17 protein-coding genes and 1 tRNA gene are annotated in these 18,104 nt (G+C 67.1%); 10 read left to right on the top strand and 8 right to left on the bottom strand.

Annotated features, from left to right (window positions below; translation table 11 throughout):
- From sphantq_RS11185 to sphantq_RS11175, 3 genes are all read left to right on the top strand, one after another.
- Nucleotides 1-990, top strand: coding sequence for a ribonuclease (locus sphantq_RS11185; RefSeq protein WP_272798528.1), 990 nt, complete (start codon nucleotides 1-3; stop codon nucleotides 988-990).
- On the top strand, nucleotides 980-1,186 hold the full coding sequence (gene yacG / locus sphantq_RS11180) for a DNA gyrase inhibitor YacG (protein ID WP_272798527.1): 207 nt from the start codon (nucleotides 980-982) through the stop codon (nucleotides 1,184-1,186). Before sphantq_RS11185 ends, yacG begins: the two co-directional genes overlap by 11 nt.
- 50 nt (nucleotides 1,187-1,236) lie before the next feature.
- A tRNA-Phe gene (locus sphantq_RS11175) sits at nucleotides 1,237-1,312 on the top strand.
- 57 nt (nucleotides 1,313-1,369) lie between these two features.
- Here sphantq_RS11175 and sphantq_RS11170 read toward each other — a convergent pair.
- The 5 genes from sphantq_RS11170 to sphantq_RS11150 form a co-directional block, all read right to left on the bottom strand.
- Nucleotides 1,370-1,714 carry an NAD(P)-dependent oxidoreductase gene (locus tag sphantq_RS11170; RefSeq protein ID WP_272800220.1) on the bottom strand — a complete coding sequence of 115 codons (345 nt, stop codon included), beginning with the start codon at nucleotides 1,712-1,714 and terminating at the stop codon, nucleotides 1,370-1,372.
- A gap of 83 nt (nucleotides 1,715-1,797) precedes the next feature.
- On the bottom strand, nucleotides 1,798-2,601 hold the full coding sequence (locus tag sphantq_RS11165; RefSeq protein WP_066599347.1) for an inositol monophosphatase family protein: 804 nt from the start codon (nucleotides 2,599-2,601) through the stop codon (nucleotides 1,798-1,800).
- Nucleotides 2,588-3,934 (bottom strand): TldD/PmbA family protein, encoded by a 1,347-nt coding sequence (locus sphantq_RS11160; RefSeq protein WP_272798526.1) that lies wholly within the window; start codon nucleotides 3,932-3,934, stop codon nucleotides 2,588-2,590. Before sphantq_RS11160 ends, sphantq_RS11165 begins: the two co-directional genes overlap by 14 nt.
- Before the next feature lie 45 nt (nucleotides 3,935-3,979).
- Nucleotides 3,980-4,912, bottom strand: coding sequence for an NAD(+) diphosphatase (gene nudC, locus sphantq_RS11155; RefSeq protein ID WP_272798525.1), 933 nt, complete (start codon nucleotides 4,910-4,912; stop codon nucleotides 3,980-3,982).
- Nucleotides 4,899-5,966: an A/G-specific adenine glycosylase gene (locus sphantq_RS11150; protein WP_272798524.1), complete on the bottom strand. Its 1,068-nt coding sequence runs from the start codon at nucleotides 5,964-5,966 to the stop codon at nucleotides 4,899-4,901. The genes nudC and sphantq_RS11150 overlap by 14 nt, the downstream gene beginning before the upstream one ends.
- Before the next feature lie 26 nt (nucleotides 5,967-5,992).
- On the opposite strand from sphantq_RS11150, the gene sphantq_RS11145 reads away from it, so the two are divergent.
- The 4 genes from sphantq_RS11145 to smc all read left to right on the top strand — a co-directional run bounded on the left by sphantq_RS11145 (nucleotide 5,993) and on the right by smc (nucleotide 11,625).
- On the top strand, nucleotides 5,993-6,535 hold the full coding sequence (locus sphantq_RS11145) for a DUF721 domain-containing protein (protein ID WP_066599332.1): 543 nt from the start codon (nucleotides 5,993-5,995) through the stop codon (nucleotides 6,533-6,535).
- Between the two features lie 114 nt (nucleotides 6,536-6,649).
- Complete coding sequence (locus tag sphantq_RS11140; RefSeq protein ID WP_066599329.1) at nucleotides 6,650-7,336, top strand: thioredoxin domain-containing protein; 687 nt, start codon at nucleotides 6,650-6,652, stop codon at nucleotides 7,334-7,336.
- Nucleotides 7,337-7,381: 45 nt separating this feature from the next.
- Nucleotides 7,382-8,113, top strand: a complete 732-nt coding sequence (locus sphantq_RS11135) for a DsbA family protein (protein WP_129925607.1) — start codon at nucleotides 7,382-7,384, stop codon at nucleotides 8,111-8,113.
- 68 nt (nucleotides 8,114-8,181) lie between these two features.
- Entirely contained in the window at nucleotides 8,182-11,625 is a 3,444-nt protein-coding gene (gene smc / locus sphantq_RS11130) for a chromosome segregation protein SMC (RefSeq protein WP_272798523.1), read from the top strand.
- A 1-nt stretch (nucleotide 11,626) separates the two neighbouring features.
- On the opposite strand, the gene sphantq_RS11125 is transcribed toward smc, so the two are convergent.
- Nucleotides 11,627-13,081, bottom strand: a complete 1,455-nt coding sequence (locus sphantq_RS11125) for a phospholipase D-like domain-containing protein (RefSeq protein WP_066599324.1) — start codon at nucleotides 13,079-13,081, stop codon at nucleotides 11,627-11,629.
- Complete coding sequence (ubiA, locus tag sphantq_RS11120; protein ID WP_272798522.1) at nucleotides 13,078-13,986, bottom strand: 4-hydroxybenzoate octaprenyltransferase; 909 nt, start codon at nucleotides 13,984-13,986, stop codon at nucleotides 13,078-13,080. Before ubiA ends, sphantq_RS11125 begins: the two co-directional genes overlap by 4 nt.
- A gap of 94 nt (nucleotides 13,987-14,080) precedes the next feature.
- Between ubiA and sphantq_RS11115 the strand changes: the two genes are divergently transcribed.
- Nucleotides 14,081-14,827, top strand: coding sequence for a 16S rRNA (uracil(1498)-N(3))-methyltransferase (locus sphantq_RS11115; RefSeq protein ID WP_272798521.1), 747 nt, complete (start codon nucleotides 14,081-14,083; stop codon nucleotides 14,825-14,827).
- Between the two features lie 99 nt (nucleotides 14,828-14,926).
- Nucleotides 14,927-16,300 (top strand): glutamate--cysteine ligase, encoded by a 1,374-nt coding sequence (locus tag sphantq_RS11110; protein ID WP_066599315.1) that lies wholly within the window; start codon nucleotides 14,927-14,929, stop codon nucleotides 16,298-16,300.
- 172 nt (nucleotides 16,301-16,472) lie between these two features.
- On the opposite strand, the gene sphantq_RS11105 is transcribed toward sphantq_RS11110, so the two are convergent.
- Complete coding sequence (locus sphantq_RS11105; protein WP_272798520.1) at nucleotides 16,473-17,771, bottom strand: methyltransferase family protein; 1,299 nt, start codon at nucleotides 17,769-17,771, stop codon at nucleotides 16,473-16,475.
- 160 nt (nucleotides 17,772-17,931) lie between these two features.
- Here sphantq_RS11105 and sphantq_RS11100 point away from each other — a divergent pair, with 160 nt between their 5' ends.
- Nucleotides 17,932-18,084: a hypothetical protein gene (locus sphantq_RS11100; protein ID WP_165363559.1), complete on the top strand. Its 153-nt coding sequence runs from the start codon at nucleotides 17,932-17,934 to the stop codon at nucleotides 18,082-18,084.
- Nucleotides 18,085-18,104 lie beyond the last annotated feature (20 nt).

Genomic DNA, 18,104 nt, shown 5'->3' with positions numbered 1-18,104 from the left:
ATGGCCGAATGGCTCTATGAAGAAGGCATTGGCGAGGCGCGGGCCGCGTTGATCGAGAAGGGCAAGCTGGTCGAGGCCCTGATCGAGCGCGAGGGCGACGCCGTCCGTGCGGGCGCGGTGGCGCAGGGCCGGCTAGTCGCCACCATCATCCCCAAGAAACGCGGCATCGTGCGCCTGATTTCGGGCGAGGAAGTGCTGCTGGAACCGATCCCGCCCCGGCTGGCCGAAGGCGCCAACGTCCTGGTTGAAATCATCCGCGAAGCCATCGCAGAAGAAGGCCGCCCCAAGCGCGCCAAGGGCCGGATGCCCCAGCCGGGCGCCAAGCCCCATGCCGGCCCCAGCCTGTTGCAGCGCATCCGCGCCACCGGCACGCCCGTCGTCCCCTGCCCCGCGCATGAGGAAGACCGGCTGGAAGCGCATGGCTGGAGCGAATTGATGGACGAGGCGATGAGCGGCGAGGTCGGCGCAGAAGACGCCGCGCTTCGCCTGTACCTGACCCCCGCCATGCTGTTGATCGACGTCGACGGATCGCTCCCGCCCGCGCAGCTTGGCCCCAAAGGGGCGAAGCTGGCGGCGCAGACGGTGCGACGCATGGGGCTTTCCGGTTCCATCGGCATCGACCTGCCGACGATGAACAACAAGGATGAGCGGATGGTCGCCGCGGCGCAGATCGACAAATATCTGCCGCTGCCGTTCGAGCGTACGGCCGTGAACGGCTTCGGCTTCCTCCAGATCATCCGCCGCCGTGAGCGCGCCAATCTGATGGAGATAGTGCGCGAAGATGTGGTGCTGACCGCCGCGCTGGCGCTGCTGCGCCGGGCCGAGCGCCATGGGCAGGGCGGTGCGGCCACCATCACCGCCATGCCCGCGATCATCGACCTGCTGCACAAGCGGCAGGACTGGATCGAGCAACTGGCCAAGCGCCGCGGCGGCGCGATCACCTTGAAGGCAGAAGCGTTGCTTGACCTGGCGGGTGGTCATGTCGCCTGAACCTTCGTCCAAGCCCGCCCCCTGCCCGGTCTGTCGCCAGCCCGCCCAGCCCGAGACAAAGCCCTTTTGCAGCGCCGCCTGCCGTGACCGCGACCTGCTGCAATGGCTGGGCGAAGGCTATCGCGTGCCGGGTGCGCCGGTCGATGAAGATGCGCAAAAAAACGGTAATTATGGGCTGGACAGCGAGCCGGATTGACGCTTATAGGCACGCCTCCATCCGGCGGGAGCCTCCCGCCGAAGACCCCTGCCCGGGTAGCTCAGTTGGTAGAGCATGCGATTGAAAATCGCAGTGTCGGCGGTTCGAATCCGTCCCCGGGCACCATAGCTTCCTTAGTCACCATTCACTGACGGGTTCGCAAAACCCGGAAGTCAGCCATATTCAGGCCTGGTTGCGTATCGCCTGGCGGAACGGGCGCGAGAGATGGTTCAGGCGCTCTGAACCTTCAATAGCTCCGCGCGGGATAAACGAAGTGGCGGGATTTTCGCCGCGCAGGAAGCAGGTCAGATCTTCCTGCGCCTTTTGCAGCAACTGGTGGCGAACCAGCATGTGGTTGCCAGAGATATGCAGGGTCTGTCGCATTTGGGCGCGGGAGTGGAGGATGTGGCCTTCGGTCAGTGGCTCCACTTCGGTCACATCGAGCGGAGCAAAGCCAAGCGCCCCGTGGTCGAGCGCAGCGATCAAAGCGGGCTGATCGACATCCCGCTCACCATGGGCAAGGCGAATTCGCCTATGCGCAGGTCTATTCGATGGTGTCCGCGCTGTTCGACGGCTTCCCGACCAACGTCAACCCTAGCCCCGCGATGCCTTCAGCCCGGCGACTGGCCCAATATCTCCCGCGCGCGCGGCGCCAGCCGTTCCACGGCGGCGGCGTGGATGCCGGGGGCAGCGCAGAGCAGGCCGAAGGCGGTGGGCTGCGGCCGATTGAAGCGCAGCGGGTCGCCCAGCGCGTCGGTCACCGCGCCGCCTGCTTCCTGCACGATCAGCGCAGCGGCGGCGATGTCCCATTCATTGCCCCAGCGCACGGTGGCGACCAGGTCGGCTTCGTCCGCGGCGACCATCGCCATGCGCAGCGCGATGCTGTTGGGCTTGTCCACCGTCACCAGATCGCGATCGACGCGCGGCAACTGGTCGGCGGGCACGCGCGCGCCCGGCAGCATGGTCCGGGTTCCGGCGCGCAAAATCTGGCCGTTGCGCGTCGCGCCCTGGCCCAGTTGCGCCACCCACAATTCGTTGCGCGCGGGCGCCGCCAATAGGCCGATCTGGACCGCGCCATCCTCCACCAGCGCGACCGACACCGACCAGCCCGGCCGCCCGCGCAGATAATCGCGCGTGCCGTCGATCGGATCGACCACCCACACCCGCGGCACGCCCAGCCGATGCACGGTATCGGCCGTCTCCTCCGACAGCCAGCCAGCGTCCGGGTCGATCGCCGCCAGCCGCGCGCGCAGCATCGCATCGACCGCCAGGTCGGCCTCGCACACCGGATGGCCCGGCACCTTTTCCCACTGGCGCACGCGGGTTTCCCCGCCCGCCCATAGCGCCAGCGCATGGTCGGCCGCATCCGCCACGGCGGATATGACCGCGCGGAGATGGGCCTCAGCCCCCTGCAACGGTCATCCCGTCGACGCGGATGGTCGGGACGTTCATCGTGTAGCGGTAATGCAGGTCGCTCGCGGGCGTCAGCGCCCGGAACATGGCCTTTAAATTGCTGGCGATGGTGATTTCCGACACGGCATGGGCCACCGCCCCATTTTCGATCAGGAAGCCGGCCGCGCCGCGACTATAATCGCCGGTCACGCCATTGACGCCCATGCCGATCAGTTCGGTGACGTAGATGCCGCGCTTCACGTCCGCCATCAGATCGCCGGGCGAGATGGCGCCAGCCTCCATATGGACGTTAGTGATGCTGGCGCCTGGCGCGCCGCTGCCGCCGCGGCTGGCATGGCCGGTGGGTTCCAGCCCCAATTGCCGCGCCGATGCGCTGTCCATCAGCCATCCGGTCAGCACGCCCTGGTCGATCAGCGCGCGCCTTTCGACCGGCAGCCCTTCGCCATCGAACGGGCGCGATCGCATCCCGCGCGGCAGCAACGGATCGTCGATGATGGTGACGCCCGCCTCGAACAAGGCCTCGCCCAGCGATTCCAGCAGGAAGCTGGACCGGCGCGCGATCGCGGGACCGACCATGCCGCCAATCAGGTGACCCAGCAGGCTGGAGCCGATGCGCGGGTCGAAGATCACCGGCATGACGCCGCTTTCGACCTTGACCGGATTGAGCCGCGCCACCGCCCGCTGGCCGGCGCGGATGCCGACCGCTTCGGCGTCGTCCAGATCCTCCAGGTGGCGCACGCTATGGCTGGCATGGTCGCGCTGCATGTCGGCGCCCGCGCCCGCCAGCACGCTGGCCCAGGTCGAATGGCTGGTGCCGGCATAGGCGCCGGCAAAGCCATGGCTGGTGGCGAGTGCGACCTGGCTGCGGCCGTTCGCCGCGCCGCCGCCCTCGCTATTGGTGATGCCGGGTACGCTGCGCGCCGCTTCCTCCGCCATCAGCGCGCGTTCGCGCAATGCCGCGGGTTCCGGCTCCTCCTCGTCGGTCAGGTCGAGCGCGGGCGGGCGCTTCTTGAGCAGCCGATCCTCCGGCGCGAGGCCGGCATAGGGGTCTTCGGGCGCCTCGCGCGCCATGGCGACGGCGCGATCGACCAGCGTGGCGAGCGTCGCCGGGTTCATGTCCGACGCGGAAATGCTGGCGGACCGCTGGCCGATGAAGACGCGCAGGCCGATCTCCTCGCCCTCGGACCGTTCCACATCCTCCAGCGCGCCCAATCGCACCGATACATTGGTCGATGCATTGCAGGCATAGATGGCGTCGGCGGCATCCGCGCCGGCCTTGCGCGCGGCGCTGACCAGATCCTGCGCGCGCGACTGGGCTTCTTCTAGGCTGAGCATGGAGGGAAAATGGTCCTCAAAATCATGAAGGGAAGGGGATCGGCCTTACGCGCTTGCGCCGGCGCTCACAAGGCTGGCGGCGGCGACGTCCGCCAGCCAATGGTCGAGCAGGTGCCAGGCCACAGCCATCGTCGGCGGGGCGAGGAAGGGGGCATCGCGATCGCCCGCCATCGCGGCGCGGACCTGATCCGCATCGCACCAGAAGGCATCTTCTATCTCGGTCGGATCGAGCGTCAGCGCATCGTCCAGCGCCTGCCCGATGCAGGCGATCATCAGCGAGGAAGGGAAGGGCCAGGGCTGGCTCATCACATAGCGGACCTTATGCACCCGCACGCCTGCTTCCTCGAACAATTCGCGCGCGACCGCTTCCTCGATCGTCTCACCCGGTTCGACGAAGCCGGCCAGCGCCGAATAGCGGCCGGGCGGCCAGGCGTGCTGGCGGCCGAGCAGGATGCGCCCGCCATGTTCGGCCAGCATGATGACGACCGGGTCGGTGCGCGGGAAATGTTCGGCGGCGCACGCCTCGCATTTGCGCGACCAGCCCGCCTTGGCAGGCTGCGTCGTCCCGCCGCAGACCGAACAATGGCGGTGGCGGGCATGCCAGTGGACCAGGCTGCGCGCCGTGCCATAGAGAGCGACCTCTTCGGTCGGGACCAGCCCGGCAATGGCCCGGCTGCGCGGCGTGGGGACCAGATTGGGGCCAAGGTCCGCGACCAGCCGGGCGAAGATCGGCCGCTTGCCCGGATCGATGCCCAGCAGCAGATGATCCTCGACCTGCGCGTGCGGCTCCAGCGGCTCCAGCAGCAGATGCCCGTTCACCTCGACCGGCTCCAACCCGTCCAGCACCAGCAGGCGCGCGGCCGGATCGGCGAACGTCTCCGCCAGAAGCGCGGGGTTGGTGCGGATATGGTCCACCCGGTCCAGATTGCTGCCGACGAAGCCCGGCACCGCCTTTATCGCTGGATCAGTTCCGTGCATCTGCCTGCCCTTCCTTCCTCACCGCATCCGCTGCCCGTGCGAACAATGTCGGCAATCCCGCCTCGCCGATACGGTCGATCGGCCACCATTCGCCTGCGCCCTCCGGCGTTTCGTTCGCTTCCACATGGGCATGGTGGACGCGCAGCGCCAGAGAGAAATGGGTGAAGACATGGGCGACCGGCTCATCGATCGTCGTCCAGGCGGCGGCGATCGGCGGCGTCGGGTCAGGCGCGTCGCCCCAATCGGAACTGGGCAGCGCCCGCATCCCGCCCAGCAATCCCTTGTCCGGGCGGCGCACCAGCCAGACATGGCCTTCCCGCTCGATCCACCAGCCATGGCCGGTGCGGTGCGGTCGCACTTTCTTCGCCGCCTTGACCGGGAAGGCGGCCGGGTCGGCGGTCAGCACCGCGGCGCAATCCTGTCGCAACGGGCAGATGCCGCAGGCCGGATTGCGCGCCGTGCAGATGGTCGCGCCCAGGTCCATCATCGCCTGCGCGAAATCCCCGGCGCGGGCATCGGGCGTGATGCTGTCGGCGGCGGCGCGGATCGCCGGCCGGGCGGCGGGGAGCGGCGTCGCTATCGCGAACAGCCGCGCCACCACCCGCTCGACATTGGCGTCCACCACCACCGCGCGCTGGCCGAAGGCGATCGCCGCGACGGCCGCGGCGGTATAGGCGCCCACCCCCGGCAGCGCCCGCAGCCCATCCTCCGTATCGGGAAAGACACCGCCATGATCTTGCGCCACCGCCCGCGCGCAAGCCAGCAGATTGCGGGCGCGGGCATAATAGCCAAGCCCCGCCCAGGCGGCCATCAGGTCCGCGTCTTCGCTGGCGGCCAAATCCTGAACCGTGGGCCAGCGCGCCAGGAATTTCGCATAATAGGGGCCGACCGCCGCGACCGTGGTCTGTTGCAGCATCACTTCGGACAGCCACACCCGGTATGGATCGGCGGCATTGCTGCCCGGCGGCGCGCGCCATGGCAGTCGCCGGGCATGGACGTCATAATGAGCAAGCAGGTCGCTTGCGATTTTTGTGGCTCTACCCTCGACGCGCATGGCGACCCTATGCCATTAAGCGGGCCATGACGGAACGCCCGGCCCCCCCGAAATATAAGAGTCGCAAGCTGCCGGCCGAAGACAGGCCGCGCGTGGGCGCGCCGCGCGCGATCGCGGACCTGATGCCCGACATCGGCCGCGCCGCTTTCCGCAAGTTCGGCTTCGTCCAGTCCAGCATCGTCACCCGCTGGGCGGAGATTGTCGGCGCCCATTATGCCGGCATTTCCGCGCCCGAATCGATCCGTTTCCCGGTGGGGCAAAAGGCTGGCGGCACGCTGCAACTGACGGTGATGAGCGGCCATGGGCCGATGGTGCAGCATATGCTGCCCGATATCGTCGAGCGGGTGAACCGCTTCTTTGGCTATGCCGCCGTGACGAAGGTCGCAATCCGGCAGGGCGATATCAGGCCCGTCGCGGCCGAACGCCGCCCGCCGCCCCGCAATTTGAAGCCCATTCCGGTCGAGCTGGGCGATTCGCTGCGCGATATCGGCGACCCGGAATTGCGCGCCGTACTCGAATCTCTGGCGCAGGGGCTTGCCAACAGCAGCGGATTGCCGAAGATCAACTGAAGCGATCGACTTGAAAATCGCGTCAAAAAAGACTGAGCGATCAACTTGAAAATCGCGCCAGAAACGATGCTATTCGGCTGTGGTTCAGCCGGACCATATTACGGATCGCCCGCCATGAAAAAACTGCTCCTGCCGCTCGCTTTGCTTGCCGTTCCCGCTGCGCTGATCGCCGCGCCCGCCGCCAATTGGGTGAGCCGGGTCGTGCTGTCACCGATCGGCGGCCATGCGATGGGCAATCCCAATGCGCCGACCAAGCTGGTCGAATATGTCAGCTACACCTGCTCGCATTGCGCCCATTTCGTCGGCGAAGCGAGCGGCCCGCTCAAGAACGACTATGTGAAGGGCGGTAAGGTCAGCGTCGAAGTCCGCAACGCCGTGCGCGACCGATATGACCTGACCGCCGCTCTGCTCGCCCGCTGCGGCGGCCCGGCCCGCTTCATGGGCAATCATGAGGCGTTGTTCGCCAACCAGACCGCCTGGATGCCGCAGATCGAGGCCTATGATGCGGCGACGACGCAAAAGCCCTCGGACCAGACCGCGGCGATGCGCGACATCGGGCGGAAGACCGGCCTTTATACGCTGATGACCCAGCGCGGCTTCACCCATGCCCAACTGGACGCCTGCATCGCCAATCCCACGGCGATGAAGCAGATCCTCGCCATGACCGACGACGCCTGGAACAAGGTGAAGATCGGCGGCACGCCCGGCTTCGTCGTCAACGGCACGCTCGTCAAGGGATCGACCTGGTCCATTCTCCAGGCCGCATTGCCCCCCGCTGCATTGCCCACGGCCGCGCGCTGATCTAAACCCCTCTTCATACCGCCAGTCATCGGAGCCTTGCCCGTCGTGAAAGCCGTTTCCGCTCTTGCCCTCATCGCCGTCAGCCTGACCCTCGCCGCCTGCGGCAAGAGCGAGGAAGGCGCCAAGCCCAGCGGCGATCCCGTCGCCGCCGTCGCCGCCCCTGCCGGGACCAGTTGGTCGCAAACGATCGCGCAGACGCCCGAAGGCTATTATCTGATGGGCAATCCGTCGGCCAAGATCAAGCTGGTCGAATATGGCTCCTACACTTGCAGCCATTGCAAGGATTTCTCCGCCGAAGCGTCGGAGGAGATCAAGAAGATCGTCGATACCGGCAAGATGAGCTTCGAATTCCGCACCTATGTCCGCGATCCGATCGACCTGACCACCGCGCTGCTGGCCGGCTGCGGCGGCAAGGACATATATTATCCGCTGTCCGAGCAATTCTTCGCCAACCAGGCGGCGATGTTCGAAAAAGTGCAGGGTAATGAGGCCGCCTTCCAGGGCGTGGAAAAGCTGCCCCCGGCGCAGCGCCCCGGCGCGATCGCGCAGATTGCGGGCCTTGTCGAATATGCCCAGCAGCGCGGCATTTCCGCCGATCAGGCGAAACAATGCCTGGCCGACACCGGCGCGGCCGAACGGCTCGCCAAGGGCGTCGAGGCGGCGAACAGCCAGTATCAGATCCAGGGCACGCCCAGCTTTCTCATCAACGGCGTGCTGGTCGACAATGTCGCCAACTGGTCCTCGCTCCAGCCCAAGCTCAAGGAAGCGGGCCTCTGATTGCGCCAGCGGGGGCTGACAGCATCGTTTAGCAAGGCCGGGGCGGCGCGCCGCCCCGACATGACGTCATGCAGATAAAGCGGCTCAAACTCTCCGGCTTCAAAAGCTTCGTCGACGCGACGGAGTTGCGGATCGAGCCGGGCCTGACCGGCATCGTCGGCCCCAATGGCTGTGGCAAATCCAACCTGCTGGAAGCCATTCGCTGGGTCATGGGCGAATCCAGCGCCAAATCCATGCGCGGCGGCGGCATGGAGGATGTCATCTTCGCCGGCACCGCCACCCGGCCGCAGCGCGATTTTGCCGAAGTCTCGCTGCTGACGATCCAGGAACAGGGCGAACTCTTCAACGCCGTCGATGTCGGCGCGGACGGCGAACTGGAAGTCACCCGCCGGATCGAGCGCGGCGCGGGCAGCGCCTATCGCGCCAATGGCCGGGACGTGCGCGCCAAGGATGTGTCGCTGGTCTTCGCTGACGCCGCCACCGGCCCGCACAGCCCCGCGCTGGTCAGCCAGGGCCGCATCGCCGCCGTCATCGCCGCCCGCCCGCTGGAACGGCGCGCCATGCTGGAGGAAGCGGCGGGCATCGCGGGGTTGCATGTCCGGCGCAAGGATGCCGAACAGAAATTGCGCGCGGCCGAAGCCAACCTCGCCCGGCTCGATGAAATCCTGCTGGACATGGATGTGCGCGCCAATGCGCTGCGGCGGCAGGCCCGCGCCGCCGAACGCTATATCCGCCTGTCCGACCAGATCCGCGTCGCCGAAGGCCGCACCCTCTTCGCCCGCTGGCGCGAAGCCAATGCGAGCGCCGAGGCGGCCCGCGCCGAAGCGAAGCAGGCGGACGCCGCCGTTGCCGCCGCGCAGGAGGGGCAACTCGCGGCCGCCGCCCATGCCCAGGCCGCCATCGCCACGCTGGCCGATCGCCGCGCCGCCGCCCAGAGCGCGCGCGACGACGCCAATGAGGCGGGCCATCGCCTCGCCGCGTTCCGCACCGAGCGCGAGGCCGTGGTCCGCCGCCTTGCCGACCTGGCCCAGCAGGCCTCCCGGCTGGAGGAGGATCGCGCGCGCGAAGGGACGCTGGCCAATGACGCCGCCGATGCGATCGCCCGGCTGACCGCCGAGATCGCAACGCTGAAGGCGCGTATCGCCGAGACGGACAAGCTGCGTCCGGCCTTCGCCGCCCGCATCGCAGCGGCGGCGGATGCCGCGCGCGACGCCGAACTGGATCTGGCGCGGGCGATGGCGACTCAGGCGGCCGAACAGGCCGAACTGCGCGTCGCCGAAGCCGCACTGGCCGCCGCGCGCACCCGTCTCGACCGGGCGGAGCGTGAGGTGGCGCGGCTTGCCGCCGAAGCCGCGGCCTTGCCCGACGCCGCGCCACTGGAGGCGCAACGCGCCACCGCGCTGGCCGATCAGGACAAGGCCAAGGCCGATCGCGACGCCGCCGAAGCGACGATCCGGACCGCCGACGCCGAGCGCCAGTCCGCCGCCGAAGCGCGCGCCACGGCGGAGGCCGCCCTGTCCTCCGCGCGCGCCGCCCTCGCCGCGCTCGATAGCGAGGCGGCGGCGCTGAAACGGGCCGTCGATAGCGGCGCGGGCCACCGGTCGCGCGCGCTCGACCAGTTGAAGGCCGCGCCCGGTTATGAACGTGCGCTCGCCGCCGCGCTGGGCGACGACCTCGAAGCCCCGGTCGGCGCGGACGGCAAGCGCCGCTGGGCCGGCGCCGATGCGCTGTCTGGTGATCCAGCCTTGCCCGCCGGCGCCACCCCCTTGTCCGACCATGTTACCGCGCCGGCCGAACTGGCCCGCCGTCTGGTGCAGATCGCTGTCGCCGAGCATGACGAGGGCCAGCCGCTCGCCGTCGGCCAGCGTTTCGTCACCCGCGATGGCCAGTTGCGCCGCTGGGACGGCTATGTCGCGCTGGAAGGTGGCGCGGCGGCGGCCGAACGGCTGATCCGTCTCAATCGGCTGGACGCGATCGCCGCTGCGCGCCCCGCGCTCCAGGCCGAAGTGGAAAGCGCCGCCGCTGCCCAGGATGCGGCCAAGGCGCGCGAACAAGCCGCCGCCCAGACGCTGGCCCAAGGGCGCAGCAGCCTGTCGCAGGCCGACCAGCGGTTGCGCGCCGCGCTCCGCGCCGCCGACGAGACGACGACCGCGCTCGAACGGCTGGCCGGGCGGCGCGAGGGGATCGAAGAACGGCTGGGCGAAGCGCAGCGCGATCGCGCCGCCGCACAGGGCGAGCATGAAAAGGCGCGGGCCGGCCGCGCCGCCGTGCCGGACGGCGCAGAGACGCGGGCGCTGGTCGCCGCCCTTTCCCAGGCCAGCGACAAGGCGCGCGCCGCCGTCAGCCAGCTACAGGCCGATCAGGCGCTCGCCGACCGCGCCCTGTCCAGCGACCGCGAGCGGCAGGCGGCCGCCGATGCGGAGATCAAGGGCTGGCGCGCCCGCGCCGGCGAGGCGGCCAAACGCATCGCCGCCATGGTCGCCCGCGCCGAAGAGATCGCGACCGAGCGTGCGACGATCGAGGCGCAGCCCGACGCGCTGGCCACCGCGATTAGCGCGCTCAGCGATCGGGGATCGGCCCTGACCGACGCCGCCGACCAGGCCCGCCGCGCCGAATTGGAGGCGGAAGTCGCGCTGCGCGCCGCCGAAGGCTGCGCCGCTCAGGCGGGCGAGACGCTCGCCGCCGCCCGCGAAACCCGCGCCACCGCCGTCGCCCGCGCCGAAGCCGCCGACGAACGGCGGGTCGAAACCAACCGCCTGTCGGGCGAGCGATTCGAATGTCCGCCGCCGGTGCTGCCGGAAAAACTGGGCTTCGCCAGCGCCGAGGTGCGACTGGCCCAGACCGAACTGGCCGATCATGACCGTTTCCATGCCGAACGCGAAAGGATCGGCCCGGTCAACCTGATCGCCGCGCAGGAACTGGAGGAACTGGAAGCTGCCCAAGCGAAGAGCCGCGCCGAAATCGAGGAACTGACCCAGGCGATCCATCGCCTGCGCGGCTCGATCGGCAGTTTGAATCGCGAGGGGCGCCAACGCTTGCTCGCCGCGTTCGAAGCGGTGGACGGCCATTTTCGCCGCCTCTTCACCACCCTCTTCAACGGCGGGCAGGCGCATCTGGAACTGATCGACAGCGACGATCCGCTGGAGGCCGGGCTGGAGATCATGGCCCAGCCGCCGGGCAAGAAACTGGCGGCGCTGACCCTGTTGTCGGGCGGGGAACAGGCGCTGACCGCCGTGGCGCTGATCTTCGGCCTGTTCCTGACCAATCCCGCGCCGATCTGCGTGCTGGACGAAGTCGACGCGCCGCTGGACGACGCCAATGTGGAACGCTTCTGCGACCTGCTCGACGCAATGGTGGCGCAAACCAACACCCGCTATCTGATCGTCACCCACAATGCCGTCAGCATGGCGCGAATGCACCGCCTGTTCGGCGTGACAATGGTCGAACGCGGCGTCAGCCGGCTCGTGTCGGTCAACCTGCAAAGCGCCGAAGCGCTGCTGGCGGCGGAGTAGTTCAGCCCCGCCCCAACCAGCCCTTCATCCGGCGGAAGAGGCCGCGTTCGCTGATCGCTTCGAACATCTCTTCCGGCCCTTCGGGATCCAGCACCTCATGGTCGGCGATCCAAGCCTGCACCTCGTTCAGGTCTGGGGTCACATAGGGACGCAGCGTCCGGCCCGGCTTCTGCCGCAATTCCTCGATCCCCGCCACCAGCCCGCGTTCGGCGATCACCGCCGACACGCGCTCGGCCGGCAGGTCTAAATGTTCGGCGATGAGGTCGTCGCGGATCTTCAGGATCGTCGCCTGCCGCCCGTCATTGCCGGGTAGCTGCGTGTCGATACAAATGTCGCATTCGGTGTCCAGCCGCATCGACCGATTGTTCATGTTGGACGATCCGACCCGGATCAGCCGATCATCGACGATCAGCACTTTGGCATGGACATAGATGGGCGCGCCGCGCTGGGTGAAGGGATGATAGATGCGAAAACGGCCGTGTGGATCGCGGCTCTTGAGCGCTTCGTACAGACGCGCGCGGGCCGTATCCATCGCCTGCTGTTCCAGCCAGCCGTCGGCCTGCTGCGGATTGACGATGACGATGTCCGGCCCGTCCGCTTCGCCCAGCCGCCTGGCGATCGCTTCGGCGATCCGGCGCGACGCGAAATATTGGCTTTCGGCATAGATGTGCCGCTTGGCCGCCGCGATCTGGTTCAGGTAAAGCCGCTCGATCTCGATCAGTTCGTCCTGATCGTCCATCTTCGGCGCGCTGCGGGCGATGGCGATATCGACGCCCTCGAACTGCACCGGCAGCTTGTCGGGCCAGCAATCCTGCACGCCTTCGACCGGGTCCAGCGGATCGCCGCCCGCGCCGACCCAGCGGTTGCGCGCATGTTCGCCCAGCGCCGCGGCGATCGGCCCCATCAGCGCCGTGGTCGCGTCATGCCAGGGACCATAGGGCGACCCATCGGGATGATGCCGGCCCGGCTCCTCGTCGCGATGATGGCGCGTGTCCCAACGGTCGCCGGTCATGTCGATGCCGCCGCAAAAGGCGAAGCAATCGTCGATCACCACGATTTTTTGATGATGCGAGGCGGCGGGCGGGTGATGGCTGTCCAGCTTTACCGTGACGCGCGGATGCGCCATCCATTTCAGCGTCGTGAACAGGTTGGTCGGCCGGACCATCGACTTCATCGCGCCGACATCCCAGCGCAGCAGGAAAATCTCCAGTTCCGGCGTGCGTTCGACCAGCCAGCTGATGAAATCGCCGATCACCGCAGGCGCGCCGTCATCCACCTCATCCTCGCGGATCAGGCTGATCGCGGCGTCGAAATCCCATCCGATCAGCATGATGCGGCGCTGCGCCTTCATCATCGCGGCGCGGGCGTTGCGGAAATAATTGTCGGCGTCGATAATGACGCTCGCTCGCTCCGCCCGCGCGATGCGCCAGCAATCGTCGCCCGGTTGCGGCGTCATGCGGCGCTGCTCCCCACCACCAGACAAGCCAGAAACATCAGCAACCCCGCAAAACGATTGGACCGGAATTTGGACAGCGGATCGACACCATCCTGTTCGAGCGTCGCCACCTGCCACAGCAAATGCGCCGCCATCGGCGCCAACGCAGCGAGCGCCAATATCTGATCGCGCACCTGCCAGATCGCGCAGGCCCACAGCGCCAGCGCCAGCGCATAGCAGAACGCCACCCCGCCCCGCACATGCCGCCCCATCGACAAAGCGCTCGACCCGATTCCGATCAGCGCATCATCCTCCCGGTCCTGCAGCGCATAGATGGTGTCATAGCCAATCACCCAGAAAATGGTTCCCGCATAGAGCAGCACACCCGGCAGGCTGAGCGCGCCCATGACCTCGCTCCACCCGACCAGCGCCGCCCAGGAGAAGACCAGCCCCAGCCAGACCTGCGGCCAACCGGTGATCCGCTTCATGAAGGGATAGGCCGCCACCAGCGCCAGACTGCCCAGCGCCACGATCTGCGCATAGCGATCAAGCCGCACCAGCACGATCAGGCCGATGAGGCACAGCGCCAGCAGCCAGGCCCAGGCGAGCTTCACCGACATCGCCCCGCTCGCCAGCGGCCGGGCGGCGGTGCGCGCCACTTTCCGGTCCAGGTCGCGATCGACAATGTCGTTGAACACGCAGCCCGCGCCGCGCATCGCGATGCTGCCCAGCAGCAGCCAGCCGATCAGCGGCCAGCGCGCAAAGCCGCCACCCGCCAATGCGACCGCCCATGCGCCCGGCCAGAAGAGCAGCCACCAGCCGATCGGCCGGTCGAACCGCGCCAGTTGCGCCAATATGCGCGGCGTGTCCGGCAGTCGCGCCAGCAGGCCGCGCGCTTCGCTGTCGGGGACGATCGTCTGATTCACCGTGACTCCGTTCGCATGAGCTTGTCGAAGCCCGCATCTTCTCTTTAGGGAAGATCGGGCCGACCACAAGCGCGGCCGAACCGGAAGAGACAAAATGACCGCAACGCCCGCCTGGCCGCCGCAAAGCGCGCCGCGACTCCATGTCGAAACCCAGCTGGGCGAGGGAGTTGCGGTGCCGATCGACGGCAATCCGGCCCATTATCTGATCGCCGTCATGCGGGTGAAGCCCGACGATATCGTCCTGCTGTTCGACGGCCGGTCGGGCGAATGGGCGGCGCGGGTCCGCGATATTCGCAAGCGCGATCTTGTGCTGGACTGCGTCAGCCGGACCAAGCCGCCCGAACAGGTGCCCGATTTCTGGCTCTGCTGCGCGCCGATCAAGAAGGGGCGGATCGACCTGATCGCGGAAAAGGCGTGCGAACTGGGCGTCGCCCGCCTCCAGCCGGTGCTGACCCGCCGCGCGGTGGTGGACAAGCTCAACCTCGACCGGCTGCACAGCCATCTGGTCGAGGCGGCCGAACAATGCGGACGCACCGCGCTGCCCGACCTCGCCGAGATGGTGAAGCTCGACGCCTTGCTCAAAGCCTGGCCGGTCGATCGCCACCTGTTTTTCGCCGACGAGACGGGCGGGGCGCCTTTGGAACAAAGCCTGCGCGCCCATCCCGGTCCTGCCGCCTTCCTGGTCGGGCCGGAGGGCGGATTCGATCCCGCCGAGCGCGACGCGATCCGCGCGACGCCGGTCGCGGTGCCGGTGTCGCTGGGGCCGCGCGTCCTGCGCGCGGAAACGGCTGCGATCGCCGCGACTTCGGCCTGGATGACGCTGAACGGGGACTGGAACTAGTTTCATTCCGCTATTGGATTGAAGCGCTTAAGGCCAAGCCCTATGTGGTGATCGCCCGTCTTTGTTTGACGGGCCAAGGGGAAGCAGTAAGGGCGGGGCATGAGCACCAGAACCGACTCAGCGGGACATGATCCCGTCATCGAAAACCGCGACCAGCTGATCGCGGCCTTTTCCAAGGGCGAAAAGCCCAAGGACCGCTGGCGGATCGGCACCGAGCACGAGAAATTCGTCTATAATCGCCGCGATCATCACGCCCCGTCCTATGAGGAAAAGGGCGGCATCCACACGCTGCTGATCGGCCTGACTCGCTATGGCTGGAACCCCGTGTTCGAGGGCGAGAATATCATCGCCTTGTCCGGCGCCGACGGCACGATCAGCCTGGAGCCTGCGGGCCAGCTCGAATTGTCGGGCGCGCCGCTGGAAAATCTGCACCAGACCTGCGCCGAAACCGGCCGCCATCTGGAGCAGGTGAAATATGTCGGCGACATGCTGGGCCTGGGCTTTCTGGGCCTGGGCATGTGGCCGGACAAGACGCGCGCCGAATTGCCGATCATGCCCAAGGGCCGCTACGAGATCATGCTGCGGCACATGCCGCGCGTGGGATCTATGGGCCTGGACATGATGCTGCGCACCTGCACCATCCAGACCAATCTGGATTATGGCAGCGAAGCCGACATGGCGCAGAAATTCCGCACTTCGCTGGCGCTACAACCGCTCGCCACCGCGCTGTTCGCCAATTCGCCCTTTACCGAAGGCAAGCCCAACGGCTTCCTGTCCTATCGCAGCCATATCTGGTCGGACACCGATCCGGGGCGCACCGGGATGTTGCCCTTCGTGTTCGAAGATGGTTTCGGCTATGAACGCTATGCCGACTATGCGCTCGATGTGCCGATGTATTTCGTCTATCGCGACGGCAAATATATCGATGCCTCCGGCCTGTCGTTCCGCGATTTCCTGGACGGTAAACTGGCCGTTCTGCCCGGCGAAAAGCCGACGGAAAAGGATTGGGAGGATCATCTCTCCACCGCCTTCCCCGAAGTGCGGATGAAGAGCTTCCTGGAAATGCGCGGCGCCGATGGCGGCCCCTGGAACCGCATCTGCGCGCTGCCGGCTTTGTGGGTGGGCCTGCTCTACGACCAGGGTGCGCTCGACGCGGCGTGGGATGTGGTCAAGGACTGGACCATGGAGGAACGGCAGATATTGCGCGATTCCGTGCCGAAGCTCGGCCTCGACGCGCCGATCGGCGGCGGGCGCAAGCTGCGCGACATTGCGGGGCAGGTTGTCGATATCGCTCGTTCGGGTCTGGCCGCGCGCGGTCGCCTCAACGGGGCGGGCGACAATGAGACGGGCTATCTGTCCTTCCTCGATGAGGTGGTTGCGTCGGGCAAGACCAACGCCGAACACCTGCTCGAACGCTATCATGGCGAATGGCAGGGCGATCTGAGCAAGGTCTATGAGGAAGAGAGTTTTTAAGGGCAGAGCTGACGTCAGCGACCGTTCGTCCTGAGTAGCCATTGAGCGAAGTCGAAATGGCGTATCGAAGGATGCGCATGGACCCGATGCTTCGATACGAGCCTTCGACAAACTCAGTCTCTACTCAGCAAGAACGGATATTATGCAACTTAAAGTCACCGCGCTCTAAACCCTATTCCGCCGCCTGCGCCGTCATCGCCGTCTCACGCTTCTTGCCTGTGACCCAGGCGAAGAAGCGCGGCACCGGCGCGTTGCGCTCCATCCAGTCGCTGTAGATGCGATAGTTGGGGTCGGCCGACAAATGCTGTTCCTCGGTCTTGGCGCGCCAATAATAGACCGCATTGGTCAGCCCCAGCATCGCGCAATTGCGCACCATGTCGGTCAGCGACCCGCTGACCGACAGGAAGGGCAGGGCGGAAAACCACCAGAACAGATTCTTCGACAGATAGGCCGGGTGCCGCGTCCAGCGATAGGGGCCGTGGGTCAATATGCCGCGATGGGTGAGGTTGGAAAAGCGCAGGCCGAATGCCACCGTCGCCCAGGCGTACAGGCCCGTCAGCAGCACCAGCCAGCCGCCCAATATCCATTGCAGCGCGCTCGACCCCTGCGTCCAATAATCCCATTCCGCGCCGCCGGCATGATAATCGAGCGGCCCGCCGCCGCCCATCAGGACGAAGGGCGGGTAACAGATCAGCGCCGCCAGCCAACCGCCCAGATAAGGATTGGCGGTGCGGATATGCGAATCCAGCGGCTTGAAGGTCAATATATAGCCGACCGTCGCCAGGCAGACATCGATCATGAACATGATGGCGATCAGGAAGCCAGCCAGCGCCACCGGATGGGCGAAGGCATCCTCGATCCGCCACTCGACCACGCTGGCGAAATTGCCCGGCACGATCGACACCATGAAGGCCAGGAAAAATCCCTTCACCGCCCAGGCGCGGGCATGGTGGCCGACCTGCACCATGTCGGCTTGTCCCGCCACGCCGCCGATCACCCATTGGCCGAAGCTGAAGCAGGCGTCCTTCGGCTCCACCAGTCGCCGGTCGATCCAGAGCATATAGGGGACGGACAGGACCAGCAGCCAGGGCGCGGCCGCCATGAACAGGTCCATCGAAAAACGGTAATTGCCGCTCCAATACCAGCGGGCGATGCAATAGAAGATGGCGATGGCGAGCCAGGTCGCCCACAGCCCGGCGATCTTGATGATGCTGATGTCCAGCACGTCCCGAACGGTCCGCGCCGGCCCGCGCCAGTCGATCCCGGTCGATGCGTTGCGATGCACCTTGTCCACGATCAGCGACCACAGCACCATGGGCAGCCCGCAGGCGACCACGGCGGCAAGGCCCGCATTGGGACCGTTCATGCCATAATGGCGCGCCACCAGCGTCCAGAGGCCAAGTCCCACCAGGCCGGCAATGCCGACACCATGGCTAACGGCGGATTTCGGACAGGGATCGGCCTTGCTCATGTCCGCGGCTTTAGCGCGAAATGGTAAGCAAGCGGTGAACCGGCGCCCGCGGCCGATCGCTCGAAGACATCGGCGGCGTCCTCCACGTCAAGGGTTTCATCGGGGCGCGGATCGTGGGCAAGGTGGATGGCTTGCAAACCCTGACCGGCCATTGCCGCGCGTGGCCGCCACCACGATAACGACCCAACTGCTCGCACTGTTCAAGAAACAGCGGACCCATGCAGCGCTGGCGGTGGTGGAACATGGCGGCACGCTGGGCTTCGTTACGCTCGAAGATCTGATCGATGAAGAGGAGGCCGCCGAATCCGACTGAAGCCGCAAGACGCCCGATGG

Origin of the sequence: Sphingobium sp. AntQ-1 (assembly GCF_028538045.1) — a bacterium.
In the GTDB taxonomy this organism is placed as follows: domain Bacteria; phylum Pseudomonadota; class Alphaproteobacteria; order Sphingomonadales; family Sphingomonadaceae; genus Sphingobium; species Sphingobium cupriresistens.
Note: the sequence above shows the minus strand (reverse complement) of the source record. Positions and strands in the feature narration are given on the sequence as shown.